Genomic DNA, 17,559 nt, shown 5'->3' with positions numbered 1-17,559 from the left:
ATTTTTGATTCGTAACTTTTTTATATAATATTTTTCTTGATAATTCTCCCAGGATTTCCCACTACCACTGAATAATCAGGAATATCGTTTATAATAACTGCTCCGGCACCTATTACACACCATTTTCCTATTTTGATTCCCTGAATGACCGAAGCGCCGATCCCAATCTGAGAGCCTTCACCGACTTCTACTCCTCCGGCAAGTGCCGAATTGGGTGAGATATGGACAAAGTCTTCAATCACACAATCATGATCTACGGATGCATTGGTATTGATGATACAGTGCTTTCCAATGGTAGTATCTGCATTGATGACAACGCCACCCATGATTACAGTTCCCTCTTCTATTTTCACAGAGCCTGAAATAATTGATTTTGGATGTATTAAGACATCAATCTTATTCTTAATTTGTTCTGCGATTTTCTTACGGGTAAGGTTATTTCCAATTGAAATAATAAGCTTTTCCTTATCATCCGGTACATGATTCAATACAGGAAATCCATAGCATTCCTTTTTAGAGGCATCCTGATCTATGAATGCCTTAATTTTTATGTCATTAGCAGCAGCAATATCTGCAATTACCTTTCCATGTCCACTTGCTCCAAATAAATACATTATTTTTTCTTTCCTTTAAAAGGTTCTATGGTAACGTGGCCATCTGCTGAAATACCTTCTCTTATAAAAACTTTCTTTATAGTAAGAAATATTATTTTCAGATCCAGCATAAGCGATACATGGTCCACATACCAGACATCTAAATTAAACTTTTCTTCCCAAGAAATAGCATTTCTTCCGTTAATCTGTGCCCAGCCGGTAATTCCCGGTCTTACTTCATGTCTTCTTGCCTGATAATCATCATATAATGGCAGATACTGTACCAACAATGGTCTTGGACCAATTAATGCCATATCTCCTATCAAAACATTAATCAGTTGGGGAATTTCATCTATAGAGGTTTTACGGACAAACGACCCAACTGCTGTAAGTCTCTCTGCATCTGACAACAGATTACCTTCAGAGTCTGTTTTGTCATTCATTGTTTTGAATTTTATAATGGTAAAAATTTTACCGTTTTTCCCTGGTCTTCTCTGCAAGAAAAAGGGTTTCCCTTCATTTGCGATAGCCAAAGCAATAAAAAAAACAATAAAGACAGGGCTTATTATAAGCAAACCGGTTAAGGCTAATATAAAATCAAAAACTCTTTTTACAAAAACACGATACATCTTTTTCTTTTCTCTTTTTTTTAAGCGTTAATAATTTTATCATACGATTGTTGTACCTGAAATTCTCTTTCCAGGAATTTCCTGCTGTTCTCCCTCATTTCTTCAAAATCGTTCGTATTCATTTCTACAAATTTATCTATTGCATTTATCATATCCTGAAGATTTGCTGAATCCACAGCTATGCCACAATTATTCTTAACCACATCTGTTCCGATGTCTGTACAAGGGTCTGTAGCAGTAAGAACCGGTAATTTAAACTCAAGATACGAGAGTAAACGGGATGGATAATTTGGGATGGTAAAATCTTTATGCAGGAAGATCAGCCCAACATCACAGGACTGTACCAGCAGGTCATAATCAGTTTTTGGAATGGCAGATAAAAGTAATGCGTTTTTAGGGCGGAAAGTATCAAACCATTTCCTCATTCTGCCAAATTCTGTTCCTGACCCCACTATCACAAAAAATAATCTGTCATCTTCAGCTTTCGTTTTTAAGGTTTCTATCACAAAATCAATACCCTGAGGTTTTCCCAAATTTCCGCCATAGATAAAGATTTTCCTATTTTCCGGAATTCCATATCTGGCATGAATTTCTTTATATTGGCAAATGATTTCTCTGTTTAAAGGTAAGAGTTCAATAGCATTTGGATTTACCTCCAGTTTTTCTTTAGGAATAAAAGAATTGTGCTCCATCACAAATTTTAGATTCGCATCAGACATACACCCAATTTTATCGGAAATCAGATATAATTCCTTTTCTTTATTTCTAAAGTAGTTATACAATAATCCTTTCTTAGACATCAGCTGCATATCTACAGCATTTTGAGGGAAGATATCCTTTAGAAGAAGATATGTTTTAGCCTGATCTCTTTTTTTTATATATTTAATAAGGTTCGTAAAAGTAATAGGAGGTGTTGCATAAATAACCAGATCAAATTTCACTCCTGACAAGTGTTTTTTGATGGCTCTCAGAAAGAGTTTATCTATTGTTAGGGTAGAAATTCCCTTTTCAATAAAGTTCGTTTTCTGGATATTAAGTGTTTTTACATTCAGGAAAACAGTATTCCCTTCTTTTTTCACTTTTGTTTCTTGATTTTCGCATCTTTCAACAGGAGAAACTATGTATAGATGATGCCCATGCTGGGAAAATTCCCGCATTAAATCTTGATAAATACCACGTTCTTTTAAGGTATTTATCTTCACTAAGGTAAGAAACATTATATTCATAATTTACTCCAGACTACTCTGTTAACGTAATCGGTATAGCTTAAAATAATTCTAACCATTTTTTCTGACACATTGGGCATAGAATAATCAGCCACAAGCCTGTAGTTTCTATTTTCTGCTGTTTGCTGCTGCCTAAGCTGTACTAATCCCTGTAAAATTCTCTCAGGAGATAATCCTACCATCATTACAGAAGCTTCTTCCATAGCTTCAGGTCTTTCGTGCGCTTCTCTGATGTTAAGCGCTCTGAAATTAAGGATTGAAGATTCTTCTGAAATGGTACCGGAATCTGACAGTACTGCATAACTTCTCATTTGAAGAGCATTATAATCATGGAAACCAAGTGGTTTCAGAAACTGAATTTCAGATCTCACCTGAACCTGCATTTTATCAATCATATTTCTTGTTCTCGGATGGGTAGAAAAAATGATCGGATATTGATATTCTTCTGCAATTGCATTAAGGCTGTTGATGAGTCCTTTGAAATTTTTATCTGAATTAATATTTTCCTCTCTATGTGATGATACAACAAAGTATTTTCCTTCTTCAAGATTTAATCTTGTAAGAACATCGGAATTTTTAATGCTGGGAAGATAATGATTCAGAACCTCATACATTGGGGATCCGGTTTTAATAATTCTGTCAGCCGGAAGGCCTTCTCTTAAAAGGTATTCTCTGGCAATATCAGAGTATGTCAAATTAATATCAGAAATGTGGTCTACAATTTTCCGGTTGGTTTCTTCGGGAACTCTTTGATCAAAACACCTGTTTCCCGCTTCCATGTGGAAAATCGGAATTTGTCTTTTTTTGGCAGGAATAGCACATAAACATGAGTTTGTATCTCCGAGTACTAAAAACGCATCCGGTTTCACTTCTTCGAGAAGCGGATCTATTTTAACCAAAATGTTTCCAATTGTTTCCGCAGCTGTTTTTCCTGCTGCTTCCAGAAAATGGTCAGGTTTTCTTAAGCCTAAATCGTCGAAAAAGATCTGGTTAAGTTCATAATCGTAATTTTGTCCTGTATGGACTACAATGTGTTCTACAGCGTCAGAAGTATCTAAAGCTGATAACACTCTTGATAATCTAATGATTTCCGGCCGTGTGCCCACGACTGTCATTACTTTTAATTTCATCATATGGTTATAAAAAAGTTATTCTTATAAAGTGGAGAACTACAAAGGTAAAAAACGCGAGTAAAGTTTGCGAAAACAACCTGTATTTGTTTTTCAATTTTTCATCCTTATTAAGGAAAAAAGGATAAAAAATGATTAATGAAGCTAAAAACCAGGATAAATAGGCAAACCTATGAGCGTGATTTACTCTTACCAAAAATAAAAATATAGTATTTGTAAAAATAAAGACGTTCACTATCCGATGATAAGTGACATCTTTTATCTTTTCAATGAATATAAAATAATAAGAGATTACCATGATAACCAAACTGTAGGCAATCAAATCCCAACGGAATACCTGCTCATCAATATTTTCTATAAAATATTGGGCTCTTTCATCGGGAATTATGTTGGAAACGGTATGTTCAATTTCAGTTCCAAAAAAATAGGAAACAGGAATTGCCAATCCCCAAATCCAATAGAATTTTCTATCAACTTTCCTTATCAGTCCTGAGAAGATATATACCAATACCGGAAGCCCCAAAGAAAAATGAGATCCAAATGCCAGTAACATGAGTAAAGATTTCCACCATTTGTTTTTAATAAAAACTGCATATAAAAACATTGCAGATGCCATCCCCTGTCTGATACCGTAAACATTATAATTCCAGTAATAAAGGGAAGCTGTATGACAGATAAAAAATAATATCCAATGCTTTTTAGAAATATGTTTTGATACCAACACCAACAGTGCTACTGATACTAAACCACATAGAATAAAAAAACCTCTCTCATTGGTAATATATGAGGTAAATAAAATAAAATACCCAAAAAACAAATCCTTATTCGGCATTGGTGAAATTCCTTCTACACGTGCTATATCAAAGAATTCCCTATACATTTCTGAATCTGTGAAACCAGTTATCCCTACTGGTCTGAAACCAATAAGGATAACCAACAATAAAGGAATAAGATAGAAATAGCCTGTATTTCCATCTATATTGAGTAACCGTTTTTTTGAATAACTATCTATCACAACTCCTGTAACCAGCAATGATGTAAACAGATAGAATACAATTGAAAAAGCAGCCGGTGTATACATTTATTTATACTTTTACGAAATATGTATCAGGGTCTTCCGGGTTGAATGCTTCGTTAATCCAAAAAATGGTATAAAGATCTTCATTTCCTATATTCTTAATATTATGGGTATACCAGATAGGCATATCTACGTAAGCGGGCTCATCACCTTTCAAATAAAAATCGAAGATTTCATCAGTATCAATTTTTCTCAACTGGATAAGTGCATCTCCTTTTATTACTGCAAATCGTTCAATTTTTCTGGTATGGAAATGATCTCCCCTCGTAATCCCCGGAACTGTTGTAGAGAATGAACACTGGCCACCTATTCCAAGTCTGATCACCTCTACAAAAGCGCCTCTTGGATCTGTATGTTGTGTGAATTTTACAGGATAATGGTTTTTAATATCGAAATAACAACGGAAAGTATTGAACAAGTTCAGATCAAAAACTGATACAAGCTGTGGAATCTCACCATTATCAAAATATAATTGTTTATAGTTTTCAAGTTTTGCCAATACTTCAGAAACTTTATTTACTGAAGTATGCTCTGCTTCGTACAGCTCTTTGGTATCTGCCGCCTCTATCTGTCCGATAATTTCCTGTACAAGTTCTCCTACGTAGATTAGTTGCACTTCACTGTCATTATCAATAACAGGAGTTTCGCCATGTGTAAGTTTGTAGCAGAAGGTAGCAACGAAAGAGTTGTAGTTTGGCTTTCCAAAAGGTCCAAAAACATTAGGAATAATCATTCCTGTAAATTTTCCGCCAGCTCTTTTTGCCCAGTCTGCCAAAAGTACTCTTCCTTCTTTTTTCGATTTCCCATACAGGTTATCTCTTTCTTCCTGAGAAGATGATGAAAATATAACATGAGCCTTTGATCCTGTTCGTTCCAAAGAATCTATTAATTTCTTTACGAGTTCAATATTGTTATTGAAAATCACTTCAGGATCGGGATGGCGGTTCATTGCCGCAAGATGTACAATAACATCACACTGTTTTACAAATGCATCCAGCTGATCCGGTTGATCAAAAAAAGATCTGTCAAACTCAATTCTCTGATACTGCTCAGGTTTTAATCCGAGTGTATTGTACAAATGTGATCCTACAAAACCGTTTTGTCCGGTTATTCCTATTTTTTTCATCACTAAATATTTTCAAAATAATCCATAGGGAAACGATGGTCATCATCAATTTCACCTAAAGAATAGTTTACCATTCCTAAAAGTTTCGATCCATTTTCTTTTGCCTGAATTGCGGATGCATACCCTGCCGGCATATAAAGTACATCCAATTTTCCGGCATTCAATTCAAAAGTAAGAATCTGAAGATCTTTTGAGGGTTCTCCCCAGTGATCAATTTTAACCAATTTAATAATAAAAGCTCCCTGGATGGCTGTAAACCAGCGTTGTTCTGTTTTATGTCCAGTCCATCCTCTTATATAGTCAATGCTGTTATTCTCAATGCAATATATTCTTTTTATTGCAGAAGCATCATAATTATTATTGACAAACAAATTTCCTCTTTCATCAGCATATTTTCCGCCTTCAATAATTTTTGGACTATTCATCTTCTAGTCCGGATATTGCATGATATCCTCTCCCAATACTTCTTTTCTGATCAAAGGAAGCTTCAAAAGAAGTTTTTTCATTCCTTCTACATCTTGCTGCTTCGTATTATGAGAATGATAATCTTCTATTTTTGAAATGTCTTTCATGCCTTCTGAGAAATATTTATCGTAATTAAGATCTCTGTTATCTGCAGGAATTCTGTAGAAATCTCCCATATCTTCCGCTTTCAGCATCTCCTCCCGTGTACAAAGCGTTTCATAAAGTTTTTCCCCATGTCTTGTTCCAATTACTTTTACCGGAATCTCTGCTTTAAACAATTCTTTCAGAGCCTGGGCCAGATCACCGATAGTTCCAGCCGGTGCTTTATTGACAAACAGATCTCCTGTATTTCCATTTTCAAAAGCAAATAAAACAAGTTCCACAGCTTCCTCCAATGACATTAAAAATCTTGTCATCTTTGGATCTGTAATCGTAATAGGTTCACCATTTTTGATTTGTTTAACAAATAATGGAATCACAGAACCTCTGGATGCCATAACATTTCCGTACCTCGTAAGACAAACTGTTGTATTTTTCAGATTTCTGGAGGCTGCTACTACTACTTTTTCCATCATTGCTTTGGAAATACCCATGGCATTGATAGGATAGGCTGCTTTATCTGTACTCAAACAAATTACTTTCTGAACATGATTTGCTTCAGCGGCATCAATTACATTCTGTGTTCCTTCTACATTGGTTTTTAATGCCTGCATAGGGAAAAATTCACAAGAAGGAACCTGCTTCAAGGCTGCAGCATGAAAAACATAGTCTACTCCTCTCATCGCCTGTTCAATACTTCTGTAATCTCTTACATCTCCAATATAAAACTTCAATTTATCATTTTTAAAATGATTTCTCATATCATCCTGTTTCTTCTCATCACGGGAAAAAATACGAATCTCTTTAAAATGCTCGGTATTGATAAATTTAGTAAGAACCGCTGTTCCGAAAGACCCTGTTCCTCCAGTAATTAGTAATACTTTATTTTGAATATTCATGGAAAATTTTTAATATATTATTATAATGACTGATAAAAGAATAGCTGTTTTTAAAGTGTTTCTGAGCATTCAGGCTCATTCTTTTAAAGTCTTGTTCATTCACGTTACTGATCGTTTCTGCAATAGCTTCGGGATCGTTATAATTTACAAAAAAACCTGTTTCTTTATCCAGATTCATATACTGAATGTCTCTGTATTGGGTTGTAATCAACACACAGCCATTCTTTAACCCTTCAATCAGGGATATAGGCTGGCCTTCTGCATTGTAATTGGTAGGTAAAATCAAAAAGTCTGCGCTCTTTAAAAGCTGATCTTTGACTTCTCCCTGAACCAACCCTTTATAGACCACATTGCCTTCCATGTTATTTTCTTTCACAAAAGTATGAAAGTAATCTTTTGCTTTTTCAACGCTGTCAAAAGTCACATCATCCGAGTTACTTAAAAAGTTTCCACAGAAATAAACCTGTGGAGAAATATTATATTTTTCTTTAAGGATTATGGATGAATGTAAAACATCCAGATAGCCTTTACTTTCAATAAGATTAGAAAGATACAAGATCACGGGTTTGTTGTGATTGTATTTTTTCTCTATCGGTTCGTCATTATCAAATTCAGGAATTCCATTAGGAACTACTTTAACTTTTCCTTTATAATTATCTACAAAATCAAAAAGGTCAATATACACTCTGGACAAAACAATAATACAGTCACATTGGCCATATGTCTTTTTGATAATCTTTTGAAGGAAAGGAGATTGTTCCAGATAGAACGTTTTAAAATTGCCTCCATGCAGATGGGCTACGATTTTCTTTCCAAATAATGCAGAAATCCAGACGAACACGAAATCCCTGTAAAAGCCCAGTTTGGATTGTGCAACTGCAATGTAGATCATCTTCGACTTACCTATTGTCATCATATAAAAGTAAATCAGCTTGATGCATGCTGTAATATATTCCAATATCTTCTGAAAATTACTGTCAGTATCTACACTTACGGTGATATATTTGAACGGAATCATTTGCTTTTTCAGTTCGTCCAAAAGCATATCAAAACATATAGACTGACCACTTATATTTTTAGGAGAGGATTTTACTCCCATTAAAACAAATTTCATCTTTGTAATTTTATATTACCCGGGCTAAAAATTCTGATAATAACAAATACAATTACCAGGGTAATAGAGTTAATAATAATATTAAGGAAACCAATATTCGAAAAGGCAACAGATCCAGAAATAAAGAGCGTATAGAAATAAATATACTTAAATCGTCCTTTCTTGCATCCCTGATAGAGTGTATTGGCAATTCCTCCAAGTAAAAAGTAAGCAATCAGTAAACCTATTGCTCCAAAGTTCATATAGGCTGCATAATTACCTACAGGAAAGGAAGTCATATAATCATCATCTACACGATAAGGTTTATCAATAAATCGTTTTTCGTTCGACATTACTGCGAGGTAAAGGCCATCATCTCCTTTTGGAAGCTTACTTACATCACTTCTTATAATAGGATGCAGTAAAATTTTTACGACATCTACATATCCTTCTCCATACCAGAAGCCATGTCTGTCAAACATATCTATGATAAATAAATACCTATCCAGTCCACTCATGTCAGAAAGCAGCTGATAAGACTGATAAGAGTTTTCGTCTTTAGTTGTCATCACAGATACCAATCCTTCATTATTCCAGGCGGCTGTTCCTCTGAATTTTGGGATGATGTACATTACTCCGAAGAAAAGTGCTATCAGTAAAATATATTTCGGCTTAAAGAATTGTTTAATGGATGCTGGTCTTTTTATTTGTATAACAATAAAACAGAATATAAGCATGTATAATATCTGAGTACGTCCTCCAGTAAGCAGAGAAGATAGCAGGAATGTAATAAAAAACGCTCCCAAGTTGATCTTTTGTACCAAGTTTAACCGGTCTCTTAAAAGATAGAGATATAATACATAATACCCGATAACCTGCTGGGTAAAATAGATATATCCCAGTTTACTTATATTTTCATTTCTATTGATAAAAATTTGAAAAAGATTATCAAGCTGTAAGGATTTAAAGTTATAAACAGAAAGTAAGTAAAATATAATACTTAATAAAAATAACAAATTCTTACTTTGCCCCACTGTAATTATATCCAGCTTTCCGATCAAAGAACTTAACATTTTTTTCATAAAAGATACAGTACCTATAATAAAAAAAATAATACAGCCTATGTGCAAAAGAATATACTTGAACAGTAAGTTATCTAAATTATCAGTATCAACAGGAGTATAGATAACATCAGGATGTTTCACTATATAAAACATATAGGGAGTAGCTAATACTGAAAAAAACAATATAATATTTATGGGTAAAAGAAAATCATACTTTTCATACCCAAAAAGTCTGTGATTCTTCTTAAAAAAGAAAAATACCAGAGTAAGAAATATTATATATAATATTATAAAAAAAGTCATCTAAGCTGTTTTAGAATTTTCTCATTGATAGAAAGAAACGCTGGCCATGAATATTTTTCTTCTGCCAGTTTTCTACATCTTGCAGGCATTCCATCCTTTTCGGAATTATTTAATATTTCCAACACTTTTAAAGCTATATTTTTAGGATCTGTGGTAGATATTCCGCCTACATTTTCATTACAATAAGTATCCAGGATCATAAATCTTTCTTCGTCATTATCTGCAAGCATAATAACCGGAACTCCCGAACTGAAAGCCTCAAGTGTTACCAATCCTAAATTAGGACCGTCTACAGTCTGTAGGTAAAGATCAAACATAGGAATAACCTCATTAACATTATCTATAAATGGTCTCAAAAAGACTTTATCTGATAATTTATAATCTTTTATCATACCAAGCAGTTTTTCTTTTTCAGGACCTTCTCCATAGATGACACCTATTGTATCTTCGTCCTCGATATGTCTGAAGGCTTCTACAAAAAGATCAACTCTTTTTATGGGGTAAAGTCTGCAACATATTCCAACAATTTTCTTATTGAGAGGTAAATTAAACTGTCCTCTGTTTTTTTTATCAGAAACATTAAATTTATCGATATCTACAGGAAGCCTGTTAATTATTACTTTGGAAGAATCGACTTTATTTTTTTGCTTTAGCTGTAAAGATAAGTATTCACTCAGTCCGATAAAAATATCTGTATTTCTATTAGGGAGCTTAGTTTTCCATATAAGTTTTTCTTTGGCATCTGCATTTTCATATACATGCATGGTAATATATATGATTTTAATTCTTTTATAAAAAATTTTCAATAACCAAAAAACCAGTGCGGAATCAGGCTGGCAACAGTATATTGTATCAATATTATGTTCTTTAAGGTATTTTTTTACTTTAAAGATCTTTGAAAGCATTTTAAAAGTACTGGTCTTATCAGAATCATCAAACTGAAATATTCTTTTTCTATCAATAGCCGGGAAACGGTCCAGTAAATCCATATTGCCGGAAAAAACAGCATAATGAAGATTATCATACTGCTGATCCAAATTTTCGAATAACTGTGCAGAAAAACTTTCTGCCCCTCCAAAACAAAGTGTATTAGAAACAATCAATATGTTATTCATTTCCTTTTGAAATTTGTTTATTAATAATATACATAGAAATACCAAATAAGCTACCACACCAAAGTATATTATATCCTAAAAAAGCAATTACAGACCCCGTAAGACCAAAATAAAATGTAAACGGATAATATAATAATGCCGCAACAATGATCATAAAGACTGAAAAGTATAGGGCCACTTTATTTTTATCCATCACTGTAAATAGATAGTTGTAAGGGATCTGAATGAAATAAACCAAAATTGAAATTAAAGATAGTTTCAATAACCACAAGTGGTTCATATCAAAATTCTTGAAGAGATAATTGATGTAGTCTGAGACAAAATAAGAAACCAATAAAATAACAAGTCCTGCCGCAAATAACGGAACCGCAAGTTTTATTGAATTTATTTTTAGCCTTTGAAGTGACACTTTATACCATTCTACCTGTTTATTAATCAGAAAGCTACTGATTGCACTTGTAAAAATAGAAAATATCCCCAGAATAGTAATAATTATACTAAACAGACCAAAATCTTCTGGACTGCATATCTTTTTTACAATAAATAAATTCAGTCTTGCAGATAATAAATATATCGTACTGCTCATTAACAGTGGTAATGTTCTTTTAAAAAGATCAGTCTGATAAGTATCAAGAAAAATGATTTTTTTGGCAATTCCTTTTTCAAAAAAAAGAAGAATAAAATTGACCAAACACCAGATTATACTGTTAAATAAAAATATATAGCTGATCTGATGCAGATCAAATCCTTTATAAATTCCAAGAACTACAAAAGATATAAGACTGATATAGTGTAAGCTTTTTAATATTGAAAATTTTAAAATTTCCTCCTTAGAAAGCAACGTATAATAATAGGTTTCAGACAAAGAATCGATTCCTCGGGAAACTATCATTAGCAATACAATTTCACTGAAAATATCTAGTTTCAATAGTACAAACGAAATAAGAAATATAGAGAATGAAATCAGGATTCTAATGATATATAAAGATATGGCATACTTATCCCTAAGTCTTGTTTTCAGTACAAAATCACGCCGCATTGTTGTTAACAACGCAACAGCTAAAACACTGGAAACCAACTGCCCCACAGTATTAGCAAATGTAAGTTCTCCAATTTCTGCGAGAGATGCCTTCTTGGAAAAAGAAATAAGGATAACAAAAACTGAAAATCCGGCAATATATTCCGGAGCAGACATCAATAGCATATTTTTGAAAGCTTTAATTTTATGTTTCATAAATCTTCTATTTAGTCTGATTTCTCGAAATATTCTTTTGCAGGATTACCTATTACAGTTTTATTATCTCCAATATTACCAACCACATTGCTTCCTATACCTATAAGACTTCCATTGCCTACTTTTACGCCATTTTTGAAATTTGAAGAAGCTCCTAAATAGCAGTTCTCTCCGATGATGACATCTCCACAAATAGTATTATTCGCTGCAACCAGGGTATAATCCCCAATTTTAGAATCATGGTGAACAACAGTATTGGGCAGAATACAAATATGATTTCCTATCTCTGCATTGGCAGTAGCTACTACTCCAGCCATAATAAGGACGTTCTTTCCTACCTTTACATTCCGTCCGATAACAGCTTTAGGATGTATAAGAGTTGTAAATCTGTTACTCTCTATTTCAAGTCCATCAATTATCTGTTTTCTTTTTTTATAAGAATCAGGACTGCCATTGACAGCCAAGATTTTGGCTTCAGGAAATTCCTGAAACGCCTCTCTGCTATAGATTTTAATGCCATACTGTTCCATTCCGATCATCGAAGGATTATCAGAAATAAAACCTATACAGCACTGTCCTTCAGACAGACAGTCTAGTGCCTCAATGCCAGTCCCGCTATAAGGAAATATTAATATTTCTTCTTTAATTTTCAATAGTTTTAAAGTATTCAGCTGTTCTTAGGATACCTTCTTCCAGATCTACTTTTGCTTCAAAACCTAAAATTTCTTTTGATTTTGCTACACTTGGGATTCTCATTTCAATGTCTGCACTAAGGGCATCTTTGAAGATGATTTTACTGTTGCTCTTCAGTACTCTGCATACAGATTCAGCAAGTCCTAATGTTGTAATAACTGTTCTCTGATTACCCAGGTTGAAGCTTTCTCCAATAGCTTTCGGATCTTCAATACATCTGATCAGACAGTCTACGAAATCATCAACAAAGCACCAGGCTCTGATTGCCGTACCGTCTCCGTAGATATAGATATCTTCATCTTTAAGGGCTTTCTTAATGAAAATCTGTAGAGCACCTTCCCCGGTTTGTCCAGGACCATATACGTTGAAAGGTCTTACAGTAACCACTGGAAGTTTATGCTGCTTGTAATAGGCATGAGCCAAATGTTCTCCGGCTAGCTTACTTACTGCATATACCCATCTTGCTTCTCCTACGCTTCCTGCAACCGCAGTGTCTTCTTCTCTACTTTTGAAAGCGTGGCTACCAAAAATTTCAGAAGTACTGAAGTCTACAAATCTGTCTTTTATTCCGTTTATTTTTGCTGCTTCCAACGCATTCGCAGTTCCTATCATGTTTACGCTCATTGTTCTTACCGGATCTTTGATTACAGTATCAATACCTGCAATACCTGCTGCGTGAACAACAACATCAGCACCTTTCATGCTTTCTGTTAAAAATGGTAAGTCTAAAACATCTCCTTTGATGACCGTCAAATTCTGGTGATTTGCTAACCCACTTGAGCTTAATGTATCTCTGTGAAAGTTATCATACACCACAATTTTATTATTTTCTATGTAATGTTTAATCAGAGTATTGGCAATAAATCCTGCTCCTCCGGTAATAAAAATCGTTTTGTTAGTTATCATTTTAAATAATTTTTTTTGATTCGTTATATAGTTATATTCTGTTGACTATTTGTGAGATTTTGAAGACTGTATCTTCTGTAAGTTTTTCATACAATGGTAAAGCAATTCCCTTAGAGTATGCTCTGTAAGCATTCGGGAATTTTTCTTTATAATCCAGATCGTATTTGTCTACATAATATTTCATGGCAGGAATACATTGAGCACCATAGTTTGCCCCAATTTTGTTGCTTCTTAAAAACTCCAGTACCTGACTTTGCTGTAAACTATCGCCAATTAAGACATGAAAAGTCTGCCATGTATGATTTCTTCCTTCAGGTACTACGGGTAAGGTGATCTTTGGGTTTATAATTTCCGATAAATACACATCTGCCAGAGTTTGTTTCATCGTAAGGATATTATCCAGCCTCTGGATCTGGCTGTGAGCCAGTGCTGCCTGAAAGTCTGTCATTCTATAGTTGTATCCTGCTTCTACAAATTCCATTCTGCCATCCTGCATTTCAATACCATGATTTCTAAGTATTCTTACCTTCGCAGAATACCCGGCATTATTCGTTGTCAGAATTCCTCCCTCACCGCTGGTAATACTTTTACGGGGATGTAACGAGAATGAACCGAAATCACCAAATGTCCCTACTTTCTTATTATTCTGAGTTGCTCCCAAAGCACATGCAGCATCTTCAATGACATACAGATTATGCTCCCTGGCAATATTCATTACATTTTCTATATCGCAGGCTAAACCAAACTCATGAACCGGGATAATAGCTTTTGTATTCGGAGTAATAGCTTCCTTTATTTTATTGACATCCATATTAAATGTATTTTCATCAATATCTACAAAAATACATTTTGCACCCACAAGTTCCACTACATTGGCTGTAGCCACGTAACTGAATGCAGGTATAATGACTTCATCACCAGCACCAATTCCTAATGTAATTAATGCAAGATGTAAAGTAGAAGTTCCGTTACTCAGAGCTGAAGCATATTCTGCTCCCAAATAATCAGAGAAAAAGTTTTCTAATAAGCCTACATTCTCTCCCTGCACCAGCATTCCAGATTTTAAAACATCCACAACACGGTTAATATCTGTTTCATTAATATCCGGACTTGCCAGTGGAACAAAGTTTGACAACATAATTAGTTTTTTAATTGATAAATCCTTTCAATGATATCTACTACTTTTAACCCTTCCAAAGCATTGGTTGTAATAGTATTTCTTCCTTTTAATACATCTACTACATTTTCAATAATATAGTGATGATTGGCAGCAGAACCTTTATAGGCACCATAATCATTCCCAGGGTTTGTAGGTGGCAATTCTGGCATTATATAATCTTTCACATTGCACACCTCAACTTTATCCATATATTGGCCTCCAATTTTTATAGCACCGTTCTCTGCGATAATTGTCATTGAACTTTCAAGGTTCTGATTCCATACTGAAGTAGAATAGTTTAATGCTCCCATCCCACCGTTTACAAAATCGAAACTAATAAATCCTGAGTCTTCAAAATCGGTAAGAGTCTGGTGGTTAAAATCAGCAAATTTTGCCTGTATATTTGTTATATCACCGAACAACCAGTACATAATATCTATAAAATGAGAAAACTGAGTAAATAATGTACCACCATCCAGATCTTTCTTTCCATGCCATGATTCCGGCTTATAATATCTGTCATCACGATTCCAGTAGCAGTTAAGCTGAACCATGTATATTTCACCTAATTTTCCGTTTTCTACCATCTCTTTTACCCAGGCAGATGGTGGAGAATAACGGTTTTGCATTACAGCAAAAACCTGTTTGTGTTTGTGCAGGGCCTGAAAAATAAGTTTTTCCGCATCCTGCTTATTCAAAGTCATTGGTTTTTCCACAACAATATGCTTTCCGGCATCAATTGCTTTATAAGATTGTTCAAAGTGGAATCCGTTGGGAGTAGCGATATTGATAACATCTACTTCTATTCCTGATTTCAAAAATTCATCTAATGACTCAAAGAAAGGAATATCATAGCTTTCAATTCCTAAAGCAGATTTATCCTTTATGTCTATAAGAGCTACAAGCTCACATTCTGAATTTCTTGTGATCATTTCGGCATGTCTCTTTCCGATATGCCCGCAGCCCACTACTGCAAATTTTATTTTTTCACCCATTTGCATATTTAAATTTTTGAAACTTTATTATTTTCTAATTTGTATTTTTCTCCACTTTCTTCACAAATGGCCATATTTTCTGAGTCAAATTGAAGCCTATGTCCGAATTCGCTCATCCATCCCATTTGTCTGGCAGGATTTCCTACTACCAATGCATAATCCAGAACTTCTTTTGTAACCACAGCACCTGCACCGATAAAAGCATACTGACCTATATTATGGCCACAAACAATCGTTGCATTAGCTCCTATGGAAGCTCCTTTTCCTACATGTGTTTTAAGATATTCATTCTTTCTGTTTACAGCACTTCTTGGATTTATTACATTGGTAAAAACCATTGAAGGTCCTAAAAAGACATCATCATCACATGTTACTCCTTCATAGATAGAAACATTATTCTGGACTTTTACATTTTTTCCCAAAACTACCTGGGGAGAAATAACAACATTCTGTCCAATATTGCATTTTTCACCCAAAATGCAACCTGTCATAAGATGTGAAAAGTGCCAAATTCTGGTTCCGTTTCCTATTTGACATCCTTCGTCAATAACGGCTGTTTCGTGTGCAAAAAAATCCGACATATCTGTTTTATATTAATTAAAATAATTTTTAATTTCTGTTATAATATGATCCAGCACTTCCTGGTCAAATTCTGTATGTACAGGAAGAGAAATAACTTCTTTGCATAGTTGCTCCGTAACCGGAAGACTAAAGCCAACCTCTACATATTGATAAAAAGCTTCCTGTTTATACAGGGGCAAAGGATAATATATCATACTTGGGATATTCTTATCTGCCAAATATTTTTGTAATCCATCTCTTTTTCCATTCTTCACTCTAAGGGTATACTGATGAAATACATGGGTAGAATTTCCAGCTCTCTCAGGAGTCCGAATTTCAGCTATACCCGTAAGATTTTTATCATAATAGTCTGCCATTCTGTTTCTTGCAGCTGAATACTCATCCAAATGTTTAAGCTTAACTTTCAATACAGCGGCCTGAATGGTATCCAATCTTGAGTTACAACCTAAAACTTTGTGATAGTACTTCTTTTCCTGACCATGGTTGGCAATCATTCTGATTTTGAAAGCTAATTCATCATCATTGGTCATCAAAGCTCCTCCATCACCATAGCATCCCAGATTTTTTGACGGAAAAAATGAAGTGCATCCGATATGTCCGATAGTTCCAGTTTTTTTAACGGTTCCATCTGAAAACGTATAATCAGAGCCGATTGCCTGAGCATTATCTTCTATAACAAAAAGGTTGTGTTTTTCTGCAAATGTAAGAATTTGTTCCATATCAGCACTTTGTCCATATAAATGAACAGGAACAATCGCTTTGGTATTGGGTGTAAGATATTTTTCAAGATCTTCCGGCTGTATATCAAAAGTATCTTCGTTTACGTCTGCCATTACAGGTTTTAATCCTAAAAGACCAATAACTTCCGCAGTCGCTACATAAGTGAAAGCAGGGCAGATTATCTCGTCGCCGGGCTGCAGATTAAGCGCCATCATGGCAATTTGAAGAGCATCTGTTCCATTGGCACATGGAATAACATGTTTTACTCCGAGATATTTTTCGAAATCATGCTGAAATTCTTTTACAGCAGGGCCATTGATAAATGCACTATTGTCTATGCATTCCTGAATACCAGCATCTATGTCTTCTTTTATTTTCAGGTATTGACCTTTAAGATCAACCATTTGAATTTTCATATTTTAGTTTTTTGAGTGCGTATAGAGGTGCGTT

At 34.4% G+C, this 17,559-nt stretch carries 18 protein-coding genes; all 18 read right to left on the bottom strand.

What is annotated here, in order from left to right:
- Positions 1–20: 20 nt before the first annotated feature.
- Positions 21–614, bottom strand: coding sequence for an acetyltransferase (locus JOE44_RS22390; RefSeq protein WP_209787738.1), 594 nt, complete (start codon positions 612–614; stop codon positions 21–23).
- Positions 614–1,222: a sugar transferase gene (locus JOE44_RS22385; protein WP_209787735.1), complete on the bottom strand. Its 609-nt coding sequence runs from the start codon at positions 1,220–1,222 to the stop codon at positions 614–616. The genes JOE44_RS22390 and JOE44_RS22385 overlap by 1 nt, the downstream gene beginning before the upstream one ends.
- Before the next feature lie 20 nt (positions 1,223–1,242).
- Positions 1,243–2,448, bottom strand: coding sequence for a glycosyltransferase family 4 protein (locus JOE44_RS22380; RefSeq protein WP_209787733.1), 1,206 nt, complete (start codon positions 2,446–2,448; stop codon positions 1,243–1,245).
- Positions 2,445–3,581: a UDP-N-acetylglucosamine 2-epimerase (non-hydrolyzing) gene (gene wecB / locus JOE44_RS22375; protein WP_209787730.1), complete on the bottom strand. Its 1,137-nt coding sequence runs from the start codon at positions 3,579–3,581 to the stop codon at positions 2,445–2,447. Before wecB ends, JOE44_RS22380 begins: the two co-directional genes overlap by 4 nt.
- A gap of 4 nt (positions 3,582–3,585) precedes the next feature.
- Positions 3,586–4,659, bottom strand: a complete 1,074-nt coding sequence (locus tag JOE44_RS22370; RefSeq protein ID WP_209787727.1) for an EpsG family protein — start codon at positions 4,657–4,659, stop codon at positions 3,586–3,588.
- Between the two features lie 4 nt (positions 4,660–4,663).
- The gene (locus JOE44_RS22365) at positions 4,664–5,782 is read right to left on the bottom strand and encodes an NAD-dependent epimerase/dehydratase family protein (RefSeq protein WP_209787724.1); all 1,119 of its coding nucleotides are present in this window, start codon (positions 5,780–5,782) and stop codon (positions 4,664–4,666) included.
- A gap of 2 nt (positions 5,783–5,784) precedes the next feature.
- On the bottom strand, positions 5,785–6,207 hold the full coding sequence (locus tag JOE44_RS22360; protein WP_209787721.1) for a WxcM-like domain-containing protein: 423 nt from the start codon (positions 6,205–6,207) through the stop codon (positions 5,785–5,787).
- Between the two features lie 3 nt (positions 6,208–6,210).
- Entirely contained in the window at positions 6,211–7,245 is a 1,035-nt protein-coding gene (locus tag JOE44_RS22355; RefSeq protein ID WP_209787718.1) for a polysaccharide biosynthesis protein, read from the bottom strand.
- The gene (locus JOE44_RS22350; protein ID WP_209787715.1) at positions 7,229–8,359 is read right to left on the bottom strand and encodes a glycosyltransferase; all 1,131 of its coding nucleotides are present in this window, start codon (positions 8,357–8,359) and stop codon (positions 7,229–7,231) included. Before JOE44_RS22350 ends, JOE44_RS22355 begins: the two co-directional genes overlap by 17 nt.
- The gene (locus tag JOE44_RS22345; RefSeq protein ID WP_209787712.1) at positions 8,356–9,420 is read right to left on the bottom strand and encodes an O-antigen polymerase; all 1,065 of its coding nucleotides are present in this window, start codon (positions 9,418–9,420) and stop codon (positions 8,356–8,358) included. The genes JOE44_RS22350 and JOE44_RS22345 overlap by 4 nt, the downstream gene beginning before the upstream one ends.
- 281 nt (positions 9,421–9,701) lie before the next feature.
- Entirely contained in the window at positions 9,702–10,820 is a 1,119-nt protein-coding gene (locus tag JOE44_RS22340) for a glycosyltransferase family 4 protein (protein ID WP_209787709.1), read from the bottom strand.
- On the bottom strand, positions 10,813–12,054 hold the full coding sequence (locus JOE44_RS22335) for a hypothetical protein (RefSeq protein WP_209787706.1): 1,242 nt from the start codon (positions 12,052–12,054) through the stop codon (positions 10,813–10,815). Before JOE44_RS22335 ends, JOE44_RS22340 begins: the two co-directional genes overlap by 8 nt.
- Positions 12,055–12,065: 11 nt before the next feature.
- Positions 12,066–12,707 carry an acetyltransferase gene (locus JOE44_RS22330; RefSeq protein ID WP_245169845.1) on the bottom strand — a complete coding sequence of 214 codons (642 nt, stop codon included), beginning with the start codon at positions 12,705–12,707 and terminating at the stop codon, positions 12,066–12,068.
- On the bottom strand, positions 12,697–13,653 hold the full coding sequence (locus tag JOE44_RS22325) for an NAD-dependent epimerase/dehydratase family protein (protein ID WP_209787703.1): 957 nt from the start codon (positions 13,651–13,653) through the stop codon (positions 12,697–12,699). The genes JOE44_RS22330 and JOE44_RS22325 overlap by 11 nt, the downstream gene beginning before the upstream one ends.
- A gap of 31 nt (positions 13,654–13,684) precedes the next feature.
- A complete protein-coding gene (locus JOE44_RS22320; protein ID WP_209787699.1) occupies positions 13,685–14,791 on the bottom strand; it encodes a DegT/DnrJ/EryC1/StrS family aminotransferase in 1,107 nt (368 codons plus the stop codon).
- 2 nt (positions 14,792–14,793) lie between these two features.
- The gene (locus JOE44_RS22315; protein ID WP_209787696.1) at positions 14,794–15,807 is read right to left on the bottom strand and encodes a Gfo/Idh/MocA family oxidoreductase; all 1,014 of its coding nucleotides are present in this window, start codon (positions 15,805–15,807) and stop codon (positions 14,794–14,796) included.
- Between the two features lie 8 nt (positions 15,808–15,815).
- Positions 15,816–16,388, bottom strand: a complete 573-nt coding sequence (locus JOE44_RS22310) for an acyltransferase (protein ID WP_209787693.1) — start codon at positions 16,386–16,388, stop codon at positions 15,816–15,818.
- A 12-nt stretch (positions 16,389–16,400) separates the two neighbouring features.
- On the bottom strand, positions 16,401–17,525 hold the full coding sequence (locus tag JOE44_RS22305; RefSeq protein ID WP_209787692.1) for a DegT/DnrJ/EryC1/StrS family aminotransferase: 1,125 nt from the start codon (positions 17,523–17,525) through the stop codon (positions 16,401–16,403).
- Between the last annotated feature and the right edge of the window lie 34 nt (positions 17,526–17,559).

Origin of the sequence: Chryseobacterium sp. PvR013, assembly GCF_017833095.1 — a bacterium.
Classification (GTDB): Bacteria; Bacteroidota; Bacteroidia; order Flavobacteriales; family Weeksellaceae; genus Chryseobacterium; species Chryseobacterium culicis_A.
The sequence above is the reverse complement of the archived record's forward strand: the minus strand, read 5'-3'. Positions and strand labels throughout refer to the sequence as shown.